This is a genomic window from Oligoflexus tunisiensis (genome assembly GCF_001748245.1).
GTDB classification, from domain to species: Bacteria; Bdellovibrionota_B; Oligoflexia; order Oligoflexales; family Oligoflexaceae; genus Oligoflexus; species Oligoflexus tunisiensis.
In genome coordinates this window covers 567,184-584,637 of sequence record NZ_BDFO01000001.1, presented here as the reverse complement: position 1 = coordinate 584,637, position 17,454 = coordinate 567,184, and the positions used below count along the sequence as shown (strand labels likewise).

General features: G+C 54.3%; 16 protein-coding genes. 4 read left to right on the top strand and 12 right to left on the bottom strand.

Annotation, left to right across the window (positions count from 1 at the left end; genetic code table 11):
- Positions 1 to 4: 4 nt before the first annotated feature.
- From OLTU_RS02670 to OLTU_RS02645, 6 genes are all read right to left on the bottom strand, one after another.
- Positions 5 to 994: a hypothetical protein gene (locus OLTU_RS02670; RefSeq protein WP_141731214.1), complete on the bottom strand. Its 990-nt coding sequence runs from the start codon at positions 992 to 994 to the stop codon at positions 5 to 7.
- A gap of 2 nt (positions 995 to 996) precedes the next feature.
- Positions 997 to 2,157 (bottom strand): acyl-CoA dehydrogenase family protein, encoded by a 1,161-nt coding sequence (locus tag OLTU_RS02665; RefSeq protein WP_141736730.1) that lies wholly within the window; start codon positions 2,155 to 2,157, stop codon positions 997 to 999.
- Positions 2,158 to 2,167: 10 nt separating this feature from the next.
- The gene (gene rsgA / locus OLTU_RS02660) at positions 2,168 to 3,370 is read right to left on the bottom strand and encodes a ribosome small subunit-dependent GTPase A (RefSeq protein ID WP_176736277.1); all 1,203 of its coding nucleotides are present in this window, start codon (positions 3,368 to 3,370) and stop codon (positions 2,168 to 2,170) included.
- The gene (plsB, locus tag OLTU_RS02655; protein WP_141731212.1) at positions 3,342 to 5,849 is read right to left on the bottom strand and encodes a glycerol-3-phosphate 1-O-acyltransferase PlsB; all 2,508 of its coding nucleotides are present in this window, start codon (positions 5,847 to 5,849) and stop codon (positions 3,342 to 3,344) included. Before plsB ends, rsgA begins: the two co-directional genes overlap by 29 nt.
- Positions 5,846 to 6,670, bottom strand: a complete 825-nt coding sequence (panC, locus tag OLTU_RS02650; RefSeq protein WP_141736729.1) for a pantoate--beta-alanine ligase — start codon at positions 6,668 to 6,670, stop codon at positions 5,846 to 5,848. The genes plsB and panC overlap by 4 nt, the downstream gene beginning before the upstream one ends.
- Positions 6,671 to 7,112: 442 nt before the next feature.
- Entirely contained in the window at positions 7,113 to 8,138 is a 1,026-nt protein-coding gene (locus tag OLTU_RS02645) for a helix-turn-helix domain-containing protein (protein ID WP_141731211.1), read from the bottom strand.
- 130 nt (positions 8,139 to 8,268) lie between these two features.
- Here OLTU_RS02645 and OLTU_RS02640 point away from each other — a divergent pair, with 130 nt between their 5' ends.
- Both OLTU_RS02640 and OLTU_RS02635 read left to right on the top strand, forming a co-directional pair.
- Positions 8,269 to 9,303 carry a tetratricopeptide repeat protein gene (locus OLTU_RS02640; protein WP_176736276.1) on the top strand — a complete coding sequence of 345 codons (1,035 nt, stop codon included), beginning with the start codon at positions 8,269 to 8,271 and terminating at the stop codon, positions 9,301 to 9,303.
- A 166-nt stretch (positions 9,304 to 9,469) separates the two neighbouring features.
- The gene (locus OLTU_RS02635; protein ID WP_141731209.1) at positions 9,470 to 10,762 is read left to right on the top strand and encodes a S41 family peptidase; all 1,293 of its coding nucleotides are present in this window, start codon (positions 9,470 to 9,472) and stop codon (positions 10,760 to 10,762) included.
- 31 nt (positions 10,763 to 10,793) lie between these two features.
- Here the strand turns inward: OLTU_RS02635 and OLTU_RS02630 are convergent, their stop codons facing one another.
- The 6 genes from OLTU_RS02630 to OLTU_RS02605 all read right to left on the bottom strand — a co-directional run bounded on the left by OLTU_RS02630 (position 10,794) and on the right by OLTU_RS02605 (position 15,268).
- Positions 10,794 to 11,099 carry a hypothetical protein gene (locus OLTU_RS02630; RefSeq protein ID WP_141731208.1) on the bottom strand — a complete coding sequence of 102 codons (306 nt, stop codon included), beginning with the start codon at positions 11,097 to 11,099 and terminating at the stop codon, positions 10,794 to 10,796.
- Positions 11,100 to 11,162: 63 nt separating this feature from the next.
- On the bottom strand, positions 11,163 to 11,843 hold the full coding sequence (gene lipB / locus OLTU_RS02625; protein ID WP_141731207.1) for a lipoyl(octanoyl) transferase LipB: 681 nt from the start codon (positions 11,841 to 11,843) through the stop codon (positions 11,163 to 11,165).
- A gap of 3 nt (positions 11,844 to 11,846) precedes the next feature.
- The gene (locus tag OLTU_RS02620) at positions 11,847 to 12,473 is read right to left on the bottom strand and encodes an L-threonylcarbamoyladenylate synthase (protein WP_141731206.1); all 627 of its coding nucleotides are present in this window, start codon (positions 12,471 to 12,473) and stop codon (positions 11,847 to 11,849) included.
- Positions 12,466 to 13,530, bottom strand: coding sequence for a uroporphyrinogen decarboxylase (hemE, locus tag OLTU_RS02615; RefSeq protein ID WP_176736275.1), 1,065 nt, complete (start codon positions 13,528 to 13,530; stop codon positions 12,466 to 12,468). The genes OLTU_RS02620 and hemE overlap by 8 nt, the downstream gene beginning before the upstream one ends.
- A gap of 177 nt (positions 13,531 to 13,707) precedes the next feature.
- Positions 13,708 to 15,054, bottom strand: a complete 1,347-nt coding sequence (locus OLTU_RS02610; protein WP_141731204.1) for a type II toxin-antitoxin system HipA family toxin — start codon at positions 15,052 to 15,054, stop codon at positions 13,708 to 13,710.
- The gene (locus tag OLTU_RS02605) at positions 15,041 to 15,268 is read right to left on the bottom strand and encodes a helix-turn-helix domain-containing protein (RefSeq protein WP_176736274.1); all 228 of its coding nucleotides are present in this window, start codon (positions 15,266 to 15,268) and stop codon (positions 15,041 to 15,043) included. The genes OLTU_RS02610 and OLTU_RS02605 overlap by 14 nt, the downstream gene beginning before the upstream one ends.
- A 388-nt stretch (positions 15,269 to 15,656) precedes the next feature.
- Here OLTU_RS02605 and OLTU_RS02600 point away from each other — a divergent pair, with 388 nt between their 5' ends.
- Entirely contained in the window at positions 15,657 to 16,505 is an 849-nt protein-coding gene (locus OLTU_RS02600; RefSeq protein ID WP_141731202.1) for a hypothetical protein, read from the top strand.
- A complete protein-coding gene (locus OLTU_RS02595) occupies positions 16,502 to 17,443 on the top strand; it encodes a hypothetical protein (RefSeq protein WP_141731201.1) in 942 nt (313 codons plus the stop codon). Before OLTU_RS02600 ends, OLTU_RS02595 begins: the two co-directional genes overlap by 4 nt.
- Positions 17,444 to 17,454: the final 11 nt, after the last annotated feature.

Here is a 17,454-nt window from a genome sequence, read left to right as displayed (position 1 = left end):
CGTGTCAGGACCCGGAAGGCGGGCAACGCTGGAGCCTGACATTCGCGAGCCAGCCATACACACGGCTGGCCCAAAGACGCTGCAGGCCATAGGGTTCCCCATAAACCGTCCGATCCTTCATCTTGTTCATTACCACATTGCTGAACGACACCAGCGCATCGCGATGCACCATGATGCGTTCGGAATGTGACGGGGACTGGCCCTGGGCGGTGGCCATGAAAAGATCGTTCTGATTGGAACTCGTGAGACAGTCCGAGGTCGCTTCGCAAAAGCCGGTGGAGGTATCCTTCAGCTCAAACGACTCGGTGAATGCGGCAAAGCCGGGCCAGATGACGCCGCCTGGCAGATAACCGGAAATCACAAGCCGCTGTTTGCAGATGCCGAGTTCCTCCAAAAGATCGCTCAGTTCCGATTCCACAAACTCATACCAGTGATCCACTTTCTGGGCGCCACCAGGCATGGACACATTGATGAGCAGAATGGGCTGCTGATCCAGCTCCAAAAGCGAGTAATTCATAAAGCCATCGATTCCGATGGGCCAGAATTTTTTCGCGATCCGGTCGGATGACGAGAGTTTGACGGGCAGACCCACGGCGGTCGCCTGGTACTGCATCTCCTGCGTATCCTTGTGGAAGGCCACCATCTCAGCATCCCACTCGTAACCCTCGAGAGCCCCAAAGTTCAGGATATTGATATCGGATTCACTGGGGCTGCCGCGACGGGTGAGCAGTTCCTGAAACACCACGATATCGGGTCGGGAAATACGCAGCTGCTCATCGATCAGCTCAAGGCGTTCCCGGCGGAAAAGCCAGTCGCCTTTCCAGTTCCTTTTGGCGAGAGTGGAGGGGATGCGTTGATTGAAGAGATTCAAATTCAGAATGGAAAAACTGCGCTCATCATAGCGCTCGGAACTGCGGATGCCGAGGAGGGCGCAGCCATTCACCCAGAAACTCAGACTCAAACAAGCCAAGGGGAACAGCCGCGCACGCTGCATGCTTAACAACCCAGGTAGCGTGAGATCACCAGACGCTGGATCTCACTGGTTCCTTCTCCGATTCTGAGCAGAGCGGCATCACGGTAGAAACGCTCAATCGGATACTCCTTCATCAGGCCGTAACCGCCGAACGTCTGCTGCCCTTCACGCGCGCAGTACTCAGCCACTTCCGAACAATAAAGTTTAGCCATAGCTGCCTGTTTTTGGAAGGGTTTCCCCTTCTGCTTGAGCCAAGCGGCCTTGTAAAGCAGGCCTTCGGCCGCTTCTATGCGGGTTGCCATTTCCGCGAGCTTGAAGGCCACCGCCTGATGCTTGGCAATAGGCACGCCGAAGGTTTTACGTTCCTTCGCATACTTCAGCGTCATTTCCAAAGCGCCTTTGGCGAGGCCCAGCCCCATGGCACCGATCGAAAGGCGGCCGTTATCAAGGGTTTCCATCATAATCTTGAAACCCTGACCTCTTTGCCCCAGCATCGCCGAATTCGGAACGCGCACGTTGTCGAAGTACAGCTCACCGGTGTTGGAGGCACGCCACATCATTTTACCATGCATTGTCCGGCGCGTGACGCCGGGCGCATCAGCCGGAACGATAAAGCAGCTCAGTTCCGTGCGGCCATCCGCTTTCTGGCCGGTTACGGCCTGAACCGTGATGCCTTCGGTGGTTTTCGCGGCGCTGTTGGTGATCCAGATTTTCGAACCATTGATCACCCACTCGTCCCTGGCCGCATCGTAGACCGCACGGGTCTTGCTCGACTGGGCATCACTGCCGGCTTCCGGTTCCGTCAGACCAAAGGCCCACATGCCTTTGCCGGTGCAAAGGCTCGGGATATATTTCTTCTTCTGTTCCTCGGTGCCGTAGTAGTAAAGCGGAGCCACACCAAGGCTGTTGTGAGCGGCAATGGTTGCGGCGTGCGATCCATCGACCCGAGCCAGCTCCTCGACCGCCACCACGTACTGGACATAATCCATGCCCTGGCCACCGTATTCGGTGGGAATCACGGTTCCAAACAGCCCGAGTTCACCCATCTTTTCGGTCAGCTCGTAGGAGAACTCCTCCTTTTCATCGAGCTCATGCGCACGCGGGGCGATTTCCTTTTCCGCGAAATCGCGGACGGACTGCCGCAAAAGGGTGAGCTCTTCATTTTCGGAGAAATCGTAACTCATGGAATGTTCGCTACTCATCGTCTTCTTCTTCCTTGTCCTTCCCAGTGATTTGATCACGGATCCGACCCTCCCGGCCCGTGTCCCCCAAGAGTATGCCCTTGTACGATTTATAGCGGCGCTCACTGATTTCACCAGCGGCCACGGCCTTCAAAACCGCACAGTCGGGTTCATCGATATGCCGGCATTCACGGAATTTGCATTGATTCATCAAAGCTCGCATTTCCACAAAGCCGTGACTCAGATCGATGGCGTTTCGTTCACTCAATACAAAACTGCGAATGCCCGGTGTATCAATCACATAACCACCGCGGCCCAGCTTGATCATGCTGGCGTAAGTGGTCGTGTGACGACCCTTGTAAAAAATATCCGAGTTCTCCTCGACCTCCTGCGTGATCTCCGGTCTGAAGAGATTCACCAGTGAGGACTTGCCGACCCCGGAATGCCCGCTCAGGATGGTGACCCGGCCTTCCAGCTGGCTGTGCAGCTCCTTGATCAAAGGATGCTGAAAGTTCTGGTACTCCACCTGCAGGGAGTAGACGGTGTAACCCAGCTTACGATAGGTATCCGTCTCTCTTTGGCACTCATCGCGAAACTCCTCGCTTTCATCGGCCAGGAGGTCCTCCTTGTTCAGCACGATGATAGCCGGAATTTCCTGCTCCTCCGCCAGGATCAGATAGCGGTCGATGAGACCCCATTTGATCAGCGGATTTTTGTAGCTGGCCACGATCATGAGCTGATCGACATTGCTGGCCAGGATATGCTCGCGATCCGGAACAGCCGGATCACGACGGGCGATACGGCTCTTGCGGGGCGAGAGATTTTCAATCACACAGCACGGAATATCGGTGCCGAGGTCCACATCCCGGTCGTCCGTGGGACGGCAAAGAACCCGGTCGCCAACACAGATGGTGTTGCGTTCACCCCGACGGCTCTGCAGGTGACGTCTCACCACGGTCGCCAGCCAGACATCACGGGTCTGGACGTCACCGATATCCTTTTCCGGCGAAACAAAGGCATAACGTTTGTGGACTTCCACCACCCGGGCCGGAAACCATTCCGGATGGGCTTCAAAATCCCAGTTTTCCTCGGGCTGTTCAAAGTCGGTATCAGAGGCCTTGTGCCTCTTGCGCTTATCGCGGCCCCGACGAATTTTATCGTAGGTGGGGAGACGATCGCTGGAGTCGTCATTCCCCGTGTATTTCCATTTGGCCATGCTGCTCTTCTTCCTTATTATCCTGATGCGTGGTCTTGAAAATGCGCTCGATACTGCGCAAAGCATCGGGTGAGAGCAGTCTTTGCGAGTTCTGCGCCATCACCGCCACGCGCTCATCAATCCGCAATTTCTTGTCGTCCACCGGAATGAGCAGACCCTTGCGTTTGAGAAGCTGGATATGTTTTTGTATAAACGTTTTTTCGACGATTTCCGGGTTGTTAAGCCCGCTGAGAATCGCAAGGCGCTGGGCCATGCGATGACACTGCTGTAAAAATTCATCACTATCCACCAGACCGAGCTGGCTGTGTTTGGCCAGGAGCACGGCGGTGATAATGAAACGATCAAAGGTGAGGCCCAAAGCCTGGGACAGGATATCGAGGGCCACGAAGTCATCGGACTGGGCGGGTGGCCGGTGATAGATCTGCGGCGCGACCTTATACAGAAGTCCCACCCCGGCCATGGCCTCGGCATAGCGCTTGACCACGCCTTCGATCTCATCCTCGTCCCAGCGCAGGTAAAGTTCCTCCCGCAGGACACTGTAGATCTCGGCACAGGCGCGCACCAGGGAATCCTGGTCGATCGTATCATCCCGTTGGAAGAAACGAGCGATGAGCGAGGGGATGGCAAAGAGATGGATGATGTTATTGCGATAGTAGCTGATCAAGGCCCCGTCGATATCATTCAGAAAGACCACATCGCCGGCCGCATGGTGAAAGAGCGAGATGCTCTTCAGCTTCAGGGCCAGTTGAAAGATATCCGCGACATCATCATTCACAAGGCGCACATTGGGATGATAGGGCAAGGCTCTTTGCAGCGTGATCATGCGCTGCATAAAGATAAAGAGCTCCTCCTTGGGCAGCGCCTTCTGCCAGGCGGCCAGCAGTCCCACCCCCATCAGGCCGATGGGCGCAATCACGGCCGCTTCATTCATGTGACGTGAAATCAAGTGCGCGAGGTCATGCACGGCACTCGCCAGCCATTCCGGTCGCTCCTCATCGGCTTCGCGCCAGCCTTGGTAATTGGTATTGAGGAAGTTTTCCAGAATGATGGGCTCACCGTAGGAAAGATAGGCCTTGCCATAATACTGCTGCAAGGCCTTGCGGGCCTGCAGGAGTTGGAAAATGGATTCCTTTTTCTTGGTCGCGCCACCCAGCTCGGTAAGGTAGCTCTTCACTTCCATGACCTTGTCATAGGACAGGAACACTGGCACCAGAGCCACGGGTCGTTCCGAGTTGCGCAAAAAGCTCCGCACCACCATCGACAGCATGCCCGTTTTCAAGGGCAGAAGCCGACCCGTGCGGCTGCGTCCCCCTTCGGGGAAGAAGGAGATGGGATAACCCTGGGTGAGAAGGTAGTGCATATACTCCTCCACCACAGCGGCATAGAGGCGATTGCCATGAAACGAGCGGCGGATAAAGAAGGCCCCGGCGCGGCGCAAAAACCAGCCCATCGGGAAAAAGTTCAGGTTGATCCCGGCGGCGGTATGCGGCGTCGGCAAACCGCTTTTATACACCGTATAGTTGACGAGCAGATAATCGAGATGGCTCCGGTGCGTCGGCACATAAACGATCTCATAGTTCTGCGAGGCCAGACGCGTGACATTTTCCACGTTCACCGCATCGACGCCGGAAAAGAGCTTGTTCCAGAGTTTGCCAAGAACGAGTTCAAACACCCGCACGATGGAATAGGTCTGGTCCGCGGACAACTCGCGAGCATAGCCGCGGGCCCGAATTTCCAGACTGCGGACGAGCTGCGGCCGCCCCTTGCCTTCTTTCTCAATCTCCTGCCGCACGAGCTTGCCAGCCACGACGCGTGAGATCACCTGCTCGCGCACATAGAGCTTTTGTCCCAACACTGTATTGCGCACTCGGCGGAAGTGAATGCGCAGGATCCGCCGGATTTTGCGCGCCGCGTTATCGACATCCTCTTCGCTTTGCAGGATTTCGTTGATTTCAAAGGGCTTGGCAAAATGCAGCTTATTGTTACGTCCCTGGGCCATCACGATGAAAAACTTTTGCAGCCAGCCGGCGTCCTCATCATCGTTGAAGATCAGCTTGAAGATCGACGGCTCTTCCGTTCCTGGGTCCTTGCCCCAGAAAGGTGAGACCGGAACGATTTGAGCCTTCTCGCCGGTCTGTTCCTGCACCTGACGAACGAGGTGCAGAAGGACATGACTTGGACGCAGACGTCTCACACGCTTGATCGCCGTGGTTTTTTCCAGGAACAGGCAGACCGCCCGCCGATGCCGATTGAAGTCGAGTCCCAGATCAGGTTCCGGAAGACCATACTTGCGGCAGGTGGTCAGCAGCACAAGGTAATCGATAATCGAGCGTTTCGGCAGAACATAGATCACCGGACCGCCGGTCAGCTTCAGCTCTTCCTTCAGATTGTCCGGCCGAGCTGTGGTATGGACCCAGAGCAACACGGGACGCAAAAGATAGGACAGCAGCAGATGGTATAAACGAATCAGCTCTTTCATGGGCCGGTCAGCTCCAGATTATCGATCAAACGTACCGATCCCAGATGCGCGGCCACAAGAAGAACCGCCGGCCGATCAATCGTTTCCCCAAAATCAGCGAGGTCCAGAGCCGCGCGAATTTCGGCATATTCCAGCCGAAACGCTGGGAAACGCTGCAGCTCTTGCGTGAAGGTATCGAGCAATACTTTCTGGCGTTTTTCTCCGCCCTGAAGGGCTTCTTTCACCATCTGCATCGCGCGGAAGAGTTCCGGAGCCAGCTGGCGCTCCTCAGGTGTCAGGCGCAGATTGCGACTGCTCATGGCCAGCCCATCCGGATCACGCAGGGTGGGACAGCCGATCACTTCAATCGGAAAACAAAGATCCTGAGCCATTTTTTTCAAAAGGGTGAACTGCTGATAGTCCTTCTTGCCGAAGAGTGCGAAATCAGGCTCCACAATATTGAAGAGCTTGCTCACGACCGTGAGCACCCCTTGAAAATGACCCGGCCGGAAACGACCGCAGAGAATGTCGGAGCGCTTCTCGTTATAGACATAAGTTTCAAATCCAGGTGGATACATGTCGGCGGCGTTGGGAGCAAAGAGGACATTCACGCCGAGGCTGTTCAGCTTTTCGCTGTCGGCCTGGAGCATTCTGGGATAGGAGGCAAAGTCCTCTTTGGGGCCAAATTGGATGGGGTTCACAAAGATGCTGACGATCACGCGATCCGCCTTGTCCTGTGCAGCGCGAACCAGGGCCAAATGCCCGTCATGCAGAGCCCCCATGGTTGGCACAAAAGCCGTCTTCTTTCCGGCAGCACGCCACTCCCGACTCAATTGACGCATATCAGCAGGCGCTATAATGGTTCTGATTGGCACGGATAACCCTCCACGACGGCCGCAGGTTCCCCTTTGGACTTAAAAAGTGGAGGTAGTATTACACTTTTTGCTGGCATAAGGGCAATAAAGAGCGGCGATCGGGGAGCCCATCGGATGGGTCCAGGGCGCGGTTTAAGAAAGGAACAAGGACTGGCGAAGGAATGATAGGTGGGGAGACTCTGAAAACTGCCCTCCTGGCAATTCGGCTCTTCCTGAGCCTGCACTTGGGTTCTCTGAACCCCCTTCTGCTCCGTAGGGACCCACTGCAGATCCCGTCCTACCCAGTCCTATGAAGATGCGATCTTCATATCTTACTGCTCGGAAAGGCGCCGGGAACCTTTAGCGCCGGAAGAAAAAATGAAAGGGCCGCTCGAAAGCGGCCCTTGGTATTCGACAAAATTCGTGGACATTATCGCAGTGAAGTTCCAGGTGCCGCTTTCTTAGCGATTTGGCTTTCCGCACTCTGGAACGTGATGCGCTTGGGTTCACCCTTCACTTCCGAGGTGGGAACGCGCTGGCCTTTGAAGAAGATTTCCACGACCGAGGCATCTTCCACATAAAACTTCAGCTGTTCCTTGAAACGATAGCGGTAGGTGTTCGGTGACAGCTCGCCGGTGATTTGCTTGTCATCATCACGGGTAATTTTCACGACCACAGGTTCCTTCACGTTCAGCTGCACCAGGGTGCCGCCTTCCAGGGTTTCCTCTTCCTCGGTTTCCGCAGGAGCCGGAGCATTGGCAGGAGTGGGTTTCGGCTCCACGGCAGGGGTCGTAGGCGTCGTCGCGGTCGCGGCTGGCGTTTCAGCCACGGGTGCCGGAGCCGGCACTGATGCCGCAGGACTTGGGCTGCTCGTGGAGGCGGCTGGCGTTTCCACCGGTTTTTGGATCTGTGCCAACTCATCCTGGGAATCGCGCGTGGCGATATCGATTTGATTGATGATAATGCCGCCGATCACCACCGCGGCCATCAGAAGAATCAGCGGTTTGGCGCGCAGATAGTGATGCGGAGCCAGGGCACTGATGCGGCTTTTCCATTCCTTCGGTTGAATGAGCACCACACCTTTTTTCAGCTGCTGATGGCGTTTTTCATCCCGCACGTTTGGGCTGATCGTATCCTTGCCTTTGCCGGGAGCGGGTGGATTGATGCTACGCTCAAAGGCGGCAAGAATCTCAGACGAATCCGCCCCATAGAGTTTGCAGAGGTTGCGAATGAAGCCGCGACCGAAGACAGCGCCCGGCAACTGTGCGAAATCACCTTGTTCGAGAGCTTCGACAAAGGGGGGTGAAATCCGCGTCGCCATCGCTGCTCGCTCGATCGTAAAGCCCGCCTGCTCGCGGGCCGCGCGCAGCATGCTTCCGAAGGGTCGCTCATCAACGGGAGCTTTACCTTCAAGTGGTTTGTTGGATTCGGCCTGCTCATTGTCGATTTTCGTCATGTTGGGCTCCGTCGCGTTTCTAAATGCGGCACGATCCTCGGCTTTCGATCGTGCAGGCCTTCCATCCGGAAGTTAACCATATTAAGCTTGAATGAAGAACCATAAACTTACGACGCTTAAGGGGAACACCATGCAACAGCTGCAGGCTCAAATCCCTGTTTCAGACTCTTTCGCAAACGCGGCGTGGCGTCGTGTTCTGGCTCCATGCATCGTCGCGTGCCATCGTTTTCTGGCTCCAAGCGTCGTCGCCTGGCGTCGTGTTCTGGCTCCAAGCGTCGTCGCTTGGCGTCGTGTTCTGGCTCCATGCGTCGTCGCGTGGGGTCGTGTTCTGGCTCCATGCATCATCATTCTTTTTATCCTATGTATGCCAGGGTGTCAAACTCTCAAAGACCCTGCTGCTGAAGCCAAGCGTGAGGAAGAGCTGCTCAACACCCAAAAAAACCTGGTGATCGGTTATATCAACCAGGGGCAGCCCAATATGGCTTTGCGTGAGCTTCGACCACTGATGAAGAAGCACCCTCAGGATGCGGACTTCAAGAATTTAATGGGACTCACCTACCTTTCTTTACAGAATCCCAAAATGGCGCTTGGCTTTTTTGAAGAATCACACCTCCTGCAACCGCGAGCCTCGGTGGCTTTGAATTTGAGCTCGGCCTACATCGAAACAAAGCAATATAACAAAGCCATGAAGACTTTGAAGGAACTGCGCAAGTCCCCGGCAGGCAAGGATTACCAATATCCTGAACGCATTCTGCACAATATCGCCCTGTGTGCTGAGCGTATGAGTAAGGAGAAAATCGCAGAGAAATATTACAAGCTTGCGACCGAAGTCAATCCCTACTATTACCTGTCCCTCATGCGACTTGGTCAGTTGTACGAGCGCACGCGCAACCCGGATCTTGCGGTGCGGGAATATCAAAAAGCCCGCGAGGCCTGCAGGAAGTGCTTTGACCCCATTCATGCCCTCGTGACCCAATGGGTGGCACAGGGCGATGCACCCAAAGCGATGGCTTTGATCCAGGAGTATCTCGCAGAAAAGGAACTGGATCCCGCGGAACGGTTGAAAGCCCGCAAACTCCTGGCCGGCACAACAAAACGCGATCCCAAAAATCTCATTCATGCCAGAAACGGCCGCATGCGCCCGAACCGGACCGGAACCAACTGAAGATCGCTGGCAAGCGCAGGGGTGGCCCATGGCCAGCCCCTTCCGCAAAAAAAACCTAGCCTGATAGGGTTGTTCCCGACAAAATATCCGTAGGACACCATCAATCGATACTCACCATAGTCGCCTCATCCGTGACCAGGGTCCCGGCTGTGCGAAAGGATTGTCCATGCCTCCACACAAAATCTGCCTTTGGCTGTCACTTCTGGGATCCACGCCCTCGTTCGCGGCAAGTGACAATGAAGCGGCTGATGCCCGCTACCGCTCCTTGGAAACGCTGGCGCGCGGCCTCTATTATCTGGAAAACCTTTATGTGGATCCGACCAAGGTCCGGGCTGACGACATGGTTTATCACGCGCTCAAAGGCGTCGTCGGCAATCTCGACCCTCACACCATGGTCATGCCGCGCAAAGCCTTTGATCAGTTGACGTCGGATACTCAGGGGAAATTCGGGGGTGTGGGCATCATCGTGTCCACCGAGCGGGGCAAGATGATCGTCATCTCGCCCATCGAGGACACCCCGGCTCATCGCGCCGGCATCAAATCCGGCGATGAAATTATCGCGATCGACGGCACCCCGGTGGATCAAATCAAGTCTGGCGATGCTTCGGAACGTATGCGCGGCAAGCCGGATAGCGAGATCAAGCTTACGGTTCGCCGAAAGGGCGAGGAAAAACCTCTGGAATTCACTCTGGTCCGTGAAATCATCAAGATCAAATCGGTGCGTTCCGCCGAACTCGGCCACGGTATTTTCTATGCGCGCATCTCCAGTTTCCAGGACAACACGGCTGATGAGCTGAAGGCTATCGTGGAAAAGTATGCCAAGGACAGCAAGGGCATGGTCTTCGATCTGCGCGACAATCCCGGTGGTCTTCTGGATCAGGCCGTGAAGGTGGCCGATCTTTTCATCGAGTCCGGTGTGATCGTTTCCACAGTGGGACGCAGCAGCAAGGATGTCGAGCGCGAGTTTGCGCATAAGCGGGGCACCTATGCCGACCTGCCGATCGTGGTTCTGATCAATGGAGGCAGCGCCAGCGCGTCGGAAATCGTCGCAGGCGCTCTTCAGGATCACGAGCGGGCTCTCATCATGGGTTCGACCTCCTTCGGCAAGGGCTCGGTGCAAACGCTGGTGTCCCTGCCGGATCAGAGCGGTCTGAAGATCACGGTGGCCCGCTACTATACGCCGAAGGATCGGTCCATTCAGGCCAAGGGCATCATTCCCGACGTGATGGTTCCACCGAAGCAGCTTGAAGTGAAAAGCGCCAATACCCGCAAGGAATCGGATCTGAAGGGTCACATCGAAAGCGGCGACCTGTCCGATCTGGCGAAAAGCTCGGGCATTCAGACGGAAATAGAAAAGTGGCCGGATATCCAGAAGGAGGACTACCAACTGGTCTCGGCCTATTCGTTCTTAAGGAGTGTTCGGTTTTTTGGCCCAAAAGGTGTGAAGAACAAGACTTGAAGAGGAGCGACCTGAGTCGCTCTCCCCCCACTTAGGCCGAATAGCTGTCGTAATTCTTAAAAATCACAACATGTTGATCGCCGAATGGAGTCGCCAGGAAGCGACGATGGCGTGATGCGCAAAAACGCTGGTAGTTTCGATAAGCTTTGTCGTTATCGAAGACCTTGATAATTTTCTTGCACTCACCGCATACCATCATCGGATTGTTCTTGGCGTGCATGCCAATTGTTCTTTTGCAGCATTCCAGCAGCTCAGGAGGATCGTCGCTGAGGTCGGGCGCAGCCACGCGCACCACTTTCCCTTCGTTAACGACTTCGCCCGATTCGAAAAGATCCATGTTCCATCTCTCCCTTGCAGACAGTACGCATGTTTCTCCCGAGGAACACTCGGGTCAACGATTCTACGGATTCCGCATCACTTTGTCTACGGTCTGGATTTTAACTGAAAGATCCATGACTTCTGAAAATTTTTGCAACCAAATTCGCGCCACATCGGATAGGTCTGGTGTCGATCCTAAAAGATTTTGTAAGGATGTGACACCTCTTTCTCGAATGCCGCAAGGCACGATCAGGCGAAAAAGGTTTAAGTCATTCACAACATTGAGTGCAATCCCGTGAAGACTGACACGCTCTTTGACCCGTATGCCGATCGCACAAATTTTGTCACGTCCCACCCACACACCAGGGTAATCGGGATCGCTTTGCGCCGCGATACCAAAATGCTGAACTGTGAGAATCACCGACTCAAGCAGACGATCGACGTAACGCTTGGGGGGCAGGCGCAGCTGCTGTAAAGGCAGGATGGGATAGACGACGAGTTGTCCGGGTTCATGCGCGGTGACTTCGCCGCCGCGATCAGTTGGAAATACTTCGATACCGGCAGCCTCAAGAGACTCGGATTGGGTCAGAACAAGGCCAGCGTCAGCATTTTTTCCCAAGGTCAGAACCGGCTGATGCTGGAGCATCATGATGGCTCCAAACCTTTGGCCTTCGCGAACTTCACTATGGAGCTGATGCTGGATTTCAAGCGCTTTGCCATAGGGGAGCAAACCGCATTCGAAAACATCGAGGGACCTCTGCAAGGACTAGCCTCCAAATTGCTCGGGATCACCGAACCCGACCCGAACCACGGCTGGTTCGTCTTCTGTGAAATCTATCACGGTCGATTCCAGCCCAGGCAATTCCTCGCCTAAATCCATCAGGAGATCAATACCATGTCCAAATTCTTCAATGATTTGATAGCCAAATTTCGGCATCTCGCCATCAGCGAGCTCAGGCACCGAGGTGGTGGCCAGGGGGCGGCCGAGGCGGGTCACGAGGTCACGGATCAAAGGCGATTCGGGAATCCGGACCCCCACCACCTGGCGCTTGTCCTTGATTTGTCGGGCCAGGTTGCGGGCCCTTTTCAGGATCACCGTGTAAGGTCCCGGCCAGCATTTTTTCAGCACCCGGTACTGATTGTTGTCGATCGTGGCGACCGTGGCCGCCATGGAAATATCGGAACAGATCAGACTGAAAGGCCGTTCCTTGGGATGCGTCGGCTTCAGACGCCGGATGCGATCGAGTGCCTTCACACTGCTCGCGTCGCAACCGAAGGCCCAGTTGACGTCCATGGGATAGGCAATGACGCCGTCCCGCTCCAGGAGGCGGCAGACACGGTCCAGATCCCGTTCCGATGTTGGGTTGATATAGGTGTAAAGATGTTCAGCCATGACCCTGCTTTGCTCGTTCCGCCTCGAACCGTCTCACTTCATCGATCGCAATGGCCACAGAGTCCGGCGGTGTATGCGGCTGCAGCCCATGCCCAACGTTAAAGATGTGGCCGCGCGCTTTGGTCCCGGCTTCCAGGACATCGCGCACCATCTGTCTCAATAGGGATTCCGGAGCCAGCATGGCCTGCGGATCCAGGTTGCCCTGCACACTGACATTGAGGCCCAGATTCTCGATCAAAGCGACCGCCCGAGGCATACGCGCCCGCCAATCGATAGCCAAAACATCCGCCCGAATGCCGCTCAATTCAAAAAGAAGTTCCAGACTTTGACCCGGATAATAAATCACCGGTCCATCCCAGCGAGACTTCACGGCTTCAATCACCTTGTTGACCGCAGGGAACACGAAATCGCGATAGTCCGCTGAGGTCATCTGATTCGCCCAGGTATCAAAGAGCATCAGGCATTCTGCCCCGGCCTGCACCTGCATCAGAAGATAATCGACGGTGACATCAGCCAGAAGATCCAGAAGTCCTTTAAACGTTTGGGGCTCCAAATACCGCAGTTTTTTGACTTCCGTGAAGGTCTTGCTGCCGGAACCTTCGATCATGTAACTCGCCACCGTGAAAGGAGCGCCGGCAAAACCGATCATGGTTTGTGCAGGTTTCATGCCTTGTTTGGTGAGGGCAATGGCATCACCCACATAGCCCAGATCCTTTTGCACGTCGGGATGTTTCAGTCGAGCCAGGTCTGCAGCCGAGCGTACGGTATTGCTGAGTTCCGGTCCATGACCTTTATCAAAGGTCAGAGTCTGCCCCATGGCCGTGCAGGGGATCAGAATATCGGAAAAGATGATGGCCGCATCCACATCGTAACGCCGCAAAGGCTGCAAGGTGACTTCCGACGCCAGCTCCGGGCTGCGACAGAGTTCGACAAAATCCACCTTCCTGCGGACTTCCATATATTCAGGCAGGTAACGCCCGGCCTGGCGCAGAAACCAGATGGGAACCCGGGGAGTCTTATAACCAAAAGCAGCTGCAACCAAGGGCTTGTTGTTCAATTTGAATACTCCTCTCAATACGGTCCGACCTTGAACATGGCACTGTGACTCGGAGTCTGGACATGACTCAGCTTACCATGAGACAATCCTGGAGCAGAGCCCAATCATTTAGGCGACGGCTCGGCTTGAGTTTGGGGTCCTTCATGGCAGGGTTCACAACTTCCGAGGACATTCAATTTATCCAGTCAGTCGGTTCACGCGTTCTCTAACAACCTCACGATACCGGCGTTTCATTTCAGGGGTTAAGAGGGAGCGTTCCAGAAACGCTTCTATCGTCTCTCGCCAACGTGGAACTTGATCCAAACAAGCCCGCCTATACTTTTCACTCACCCCTATTGATACAGAGAACTCTATAAAATCATGGATGGTCAGGTCCTTTTGCTTGCCATTCACAGAAAGAACCATTTCAACCTGCTCCTGTGGAAAGCAGGCACGAACATTAAGATAATCATATAAAGGGGCAAGTTTGTGAAACCCGGATTTTGCATCACGGAATATCGACCAATTCTTGAGATGCATATCACCATTGCCAATGACGAAACAGAAAAGAACACGCCGGAAAAAATCCGCTAGTTCGATGGCAGGGCTGTGCGTAAATCGCGCGATGATCTGGGCAAGCTGCTCCAGAGTGCCATCATTTTTTCTTTCAGCCAGCTCTTCATTCAATTGAGCCATGTCCTCAGTCGGTTGAAATCCCGACTTCTCAGACCAATCAAAACGTCTGACGACATAGATAAAGCCAATCCCTTCGACTCTGTAAAGCCCAATGGATGGCACAGGAAACCCGAGTTCACGAGCAATGCTCATGGTCAAATGTTCGTTGGCAGGCAATTCTGGGAAATCACCGTCTGGCTTGAGTATATATTGCGGAAAGCCTTTACGCGTCAATGTCTTCGTCTGATTGAGGTGAAACAGCGCTTTTCTTTGAGCACCGGATATTGATTGCCCCAAGCTGATGCTACGAAATATATTGACAGGATCCACGGCAAACGATTCCATTCGAATATTGCGCTGCGTATCCCAAAGGGCCCTACGGCATGCTGTGTGCTCACCCTTTGAGCTTTCCTTCAGACAGAGTGAACAGGAACCGGTATAGGCCGGCGTCAGTTCGTAACTCGTCATCATTTCACTATTTTCCAGATTTTCATTGAAAAGTAGAGGTTTATTACCCACCAAGGCCATGACACTCACGGCACTCAGGGTGTTTTGGCCTGTGAGCATCAAGAGTTTGAAGCGATCAACATGTGAATGTCTCTGGAGCCCGTATTTTTTTTCAAAAATTCGGAGCTGTTCACCTTCAAATAAAAGGTTGTCAAAGAAAGGATGCAGATGCGCTTCCACATATGGCTCCTTTCGTACAGGCATACGAAGGGATACTGGTGGTTTCTGCTGATTCCTATATTCATCAAGATACTGGAATTGATATTCATCCGTTGCGATCATAGTTAGAATTCCGGCAGGCTCGCTATTGACCTTAACTAGAGCCTTGCGTGCATTCATGGCTTCTTGTTCAACCTGCTCCATTGTTTTTTTCCTTCGCCTTAATTTCGAGGCGATAACCTAGGGCATCGAGTATTTTCATGAGAACATCGAGCCGGATCGTGTCTTTCCCGCGCTCGAAGCGACTGATGGAGGGCAGGGAAACCCCTGATATTTGAGCGAGTTCTCCCTGGCTGATCCCATGTTTTTTACGCAGGTCGCGAATTGTCTCAGCCAATTCTCTTGCGTCCACTTGCATAGACTTATATCTCCAATGCATCACATCTGATCAATTTATCTCTTTTTTGATCAGATAAGATTATTATTGCCTAATCGTTTCAAAAAATCGACTTGATTTGATCAGATCAGATTATTTTCCGGCATAAATTGGTAGGATTTGATCAAATTTGGCGCTTTATTCTCGAGTTTTCCATCTAAATTGATCTGATCTGATTAAAATTGCAACCAGGATTAACCCACTATCCCTCCTCAGCCTTTCAAGCCAAGACTGAACTGCGTGCATCCGCAAATTTCTTAGCAACGGCATTGTGGCTCAGAACGTGGACATGACTTGGGACAGCATGAGACAATCCTAGAGCAGAGCCCAATGATCGAGGCTACTGCTTTGCTTTAGTTTGGAGTCCTTCATGGCAGGGTTCAGGCCTCATACAAGCGCAGCATCCGACGCTGAGCGCTTGCGACGCCTGTTTCATAAGCTCGACTCCTGGGAAGTTCTCCTGGAGTCGCCGGGCGCGCAGGACAAGGATTGGCAAAGACGACGCAAGAGACTTCACGATCTGCGTCAACGTCTTGAGCTGGTGCGTTTGCGTATGGAAGCTCCCACCATTCTTGAGCAGGGAAAAACCTTCCAGCTGCCGCCGCTCGATATCTGTACCGGCGACGAACATATCCTCTGTGATCAATATCTCGAAGCGCAACTCAGGATCAGCCAGCATCTCTGCGAGCAGCTCGCCAAAGTCAATCGCTGGGTGGGTGAAGCGGCCGCCGCCGGCAAAGGGTCCTGGCGCATGAAGCTGCGTTTGACCAAGATTCGGCGCTATCTGAGCGACCTTGATCAGGAGCGGCAGACGCTGGAACCGCATCGCATCAGGCAGCTGCAGAACTGGGATAATTTTGCCGACCGGATGCTGCTCTATCGGGACCAGTATCAGGAGGCCGGTGATACGCGCCTCGCCTTCGAAAAGATCGTGCGCCTGACCGATTCCGTGGCGAGTCTTCAGCAAAAGGTTCATGTTTCTCAAACCAAAATTCAGCGCATGGAAGCCTGGCTGAAACAGGCCGCACGGCGTCTTTTGCAGAGCAAAACACCACCCGCTCCCCTTGCCGAGGATTTGCGGATGGCCGCGCAAAAAATCGACGGCCTGGGCCTTGAGGATTTGCATCGCTCCAAATCCCGGCTCGCGCTGGCTCGCAAATATCTGGAAAAATATCTGAGCCGCACCCCCGACCTGCCGTCCGTGGAGGACACCCCATGATCAGCATGGAACGCCTGGACGCCGACCTGGATCGCTTCGAGCAGGAGCTGGCGCAACTCGAACAGATAACGCCGAGTCCGGTGCAAATACGTTTGCAGGGACTTCTGAGCAAGCTCAAGCGCATCGAACAGCAGCACGAGCAGCTGGGACAGATGATCGAACATTGCCGCTATGCGGAAGCCACCGAGCTTCCCGTGGTGGCCACCGCCCGGGCGATTCTTTTTTGGGCACGGGAATGGGCGGATCGGGTCGAGGACTTTCAGCTGCGTTATGCCGATTACCTCGACAAACTCCTCTGGCTCAACCTCTTGCGCGGTCGTCTTCTGGGCCGCACCAATCCCTTTCGACTTGATATCAGCGAAGCCGATATTCAGGCCTTTTTGCAGAAAAAACAGAGTCTCGAGCAGACCGAGATCACGCTGCAGGAGGAGCTTGCGGAACTGAAGCGGCAGGAGACTGAACTCCGGCAGCAGTATCAGCGTTTTCAATTCGAGGAAAGCAATCGCCTCGCCGCGCAGAGTTTTGCCAGCTCCCAGCGCAGCCTCTCGAGTCAGCGGCCGACCTTTGAAGCCTTCAGTCGCCTCCTGCGCACGCTGGCCGTTCATGTGAGCCATAGTCGCGGTCAGGTGAAAAAAATCCAGCATCTGGCCGTCAACTTCACCAAGCGTTCGCAGACCCTCATGGAGGAATGCAGCGCCCTTTTGCGTCAGGATCCGACCGCCAATACCTCGCAGAAACGGCGGGATCTGCGTCTAATGCAACAGAATCTCGCCGAGATGAAACGCCTGGAATGCGAGATTGAAACCACTCTCTCCACGCTCGGCCCCTCGCCGCAGTATCGTTCGGTTCTTCGTGTGAAAAAAGCTTCACGGGCGACGGTTTCGGCCTTTTTGGAGCACCCACTCGATAGAACTGACGCCCCTTATCCCAAAGGTTAGAGGTGAAAATT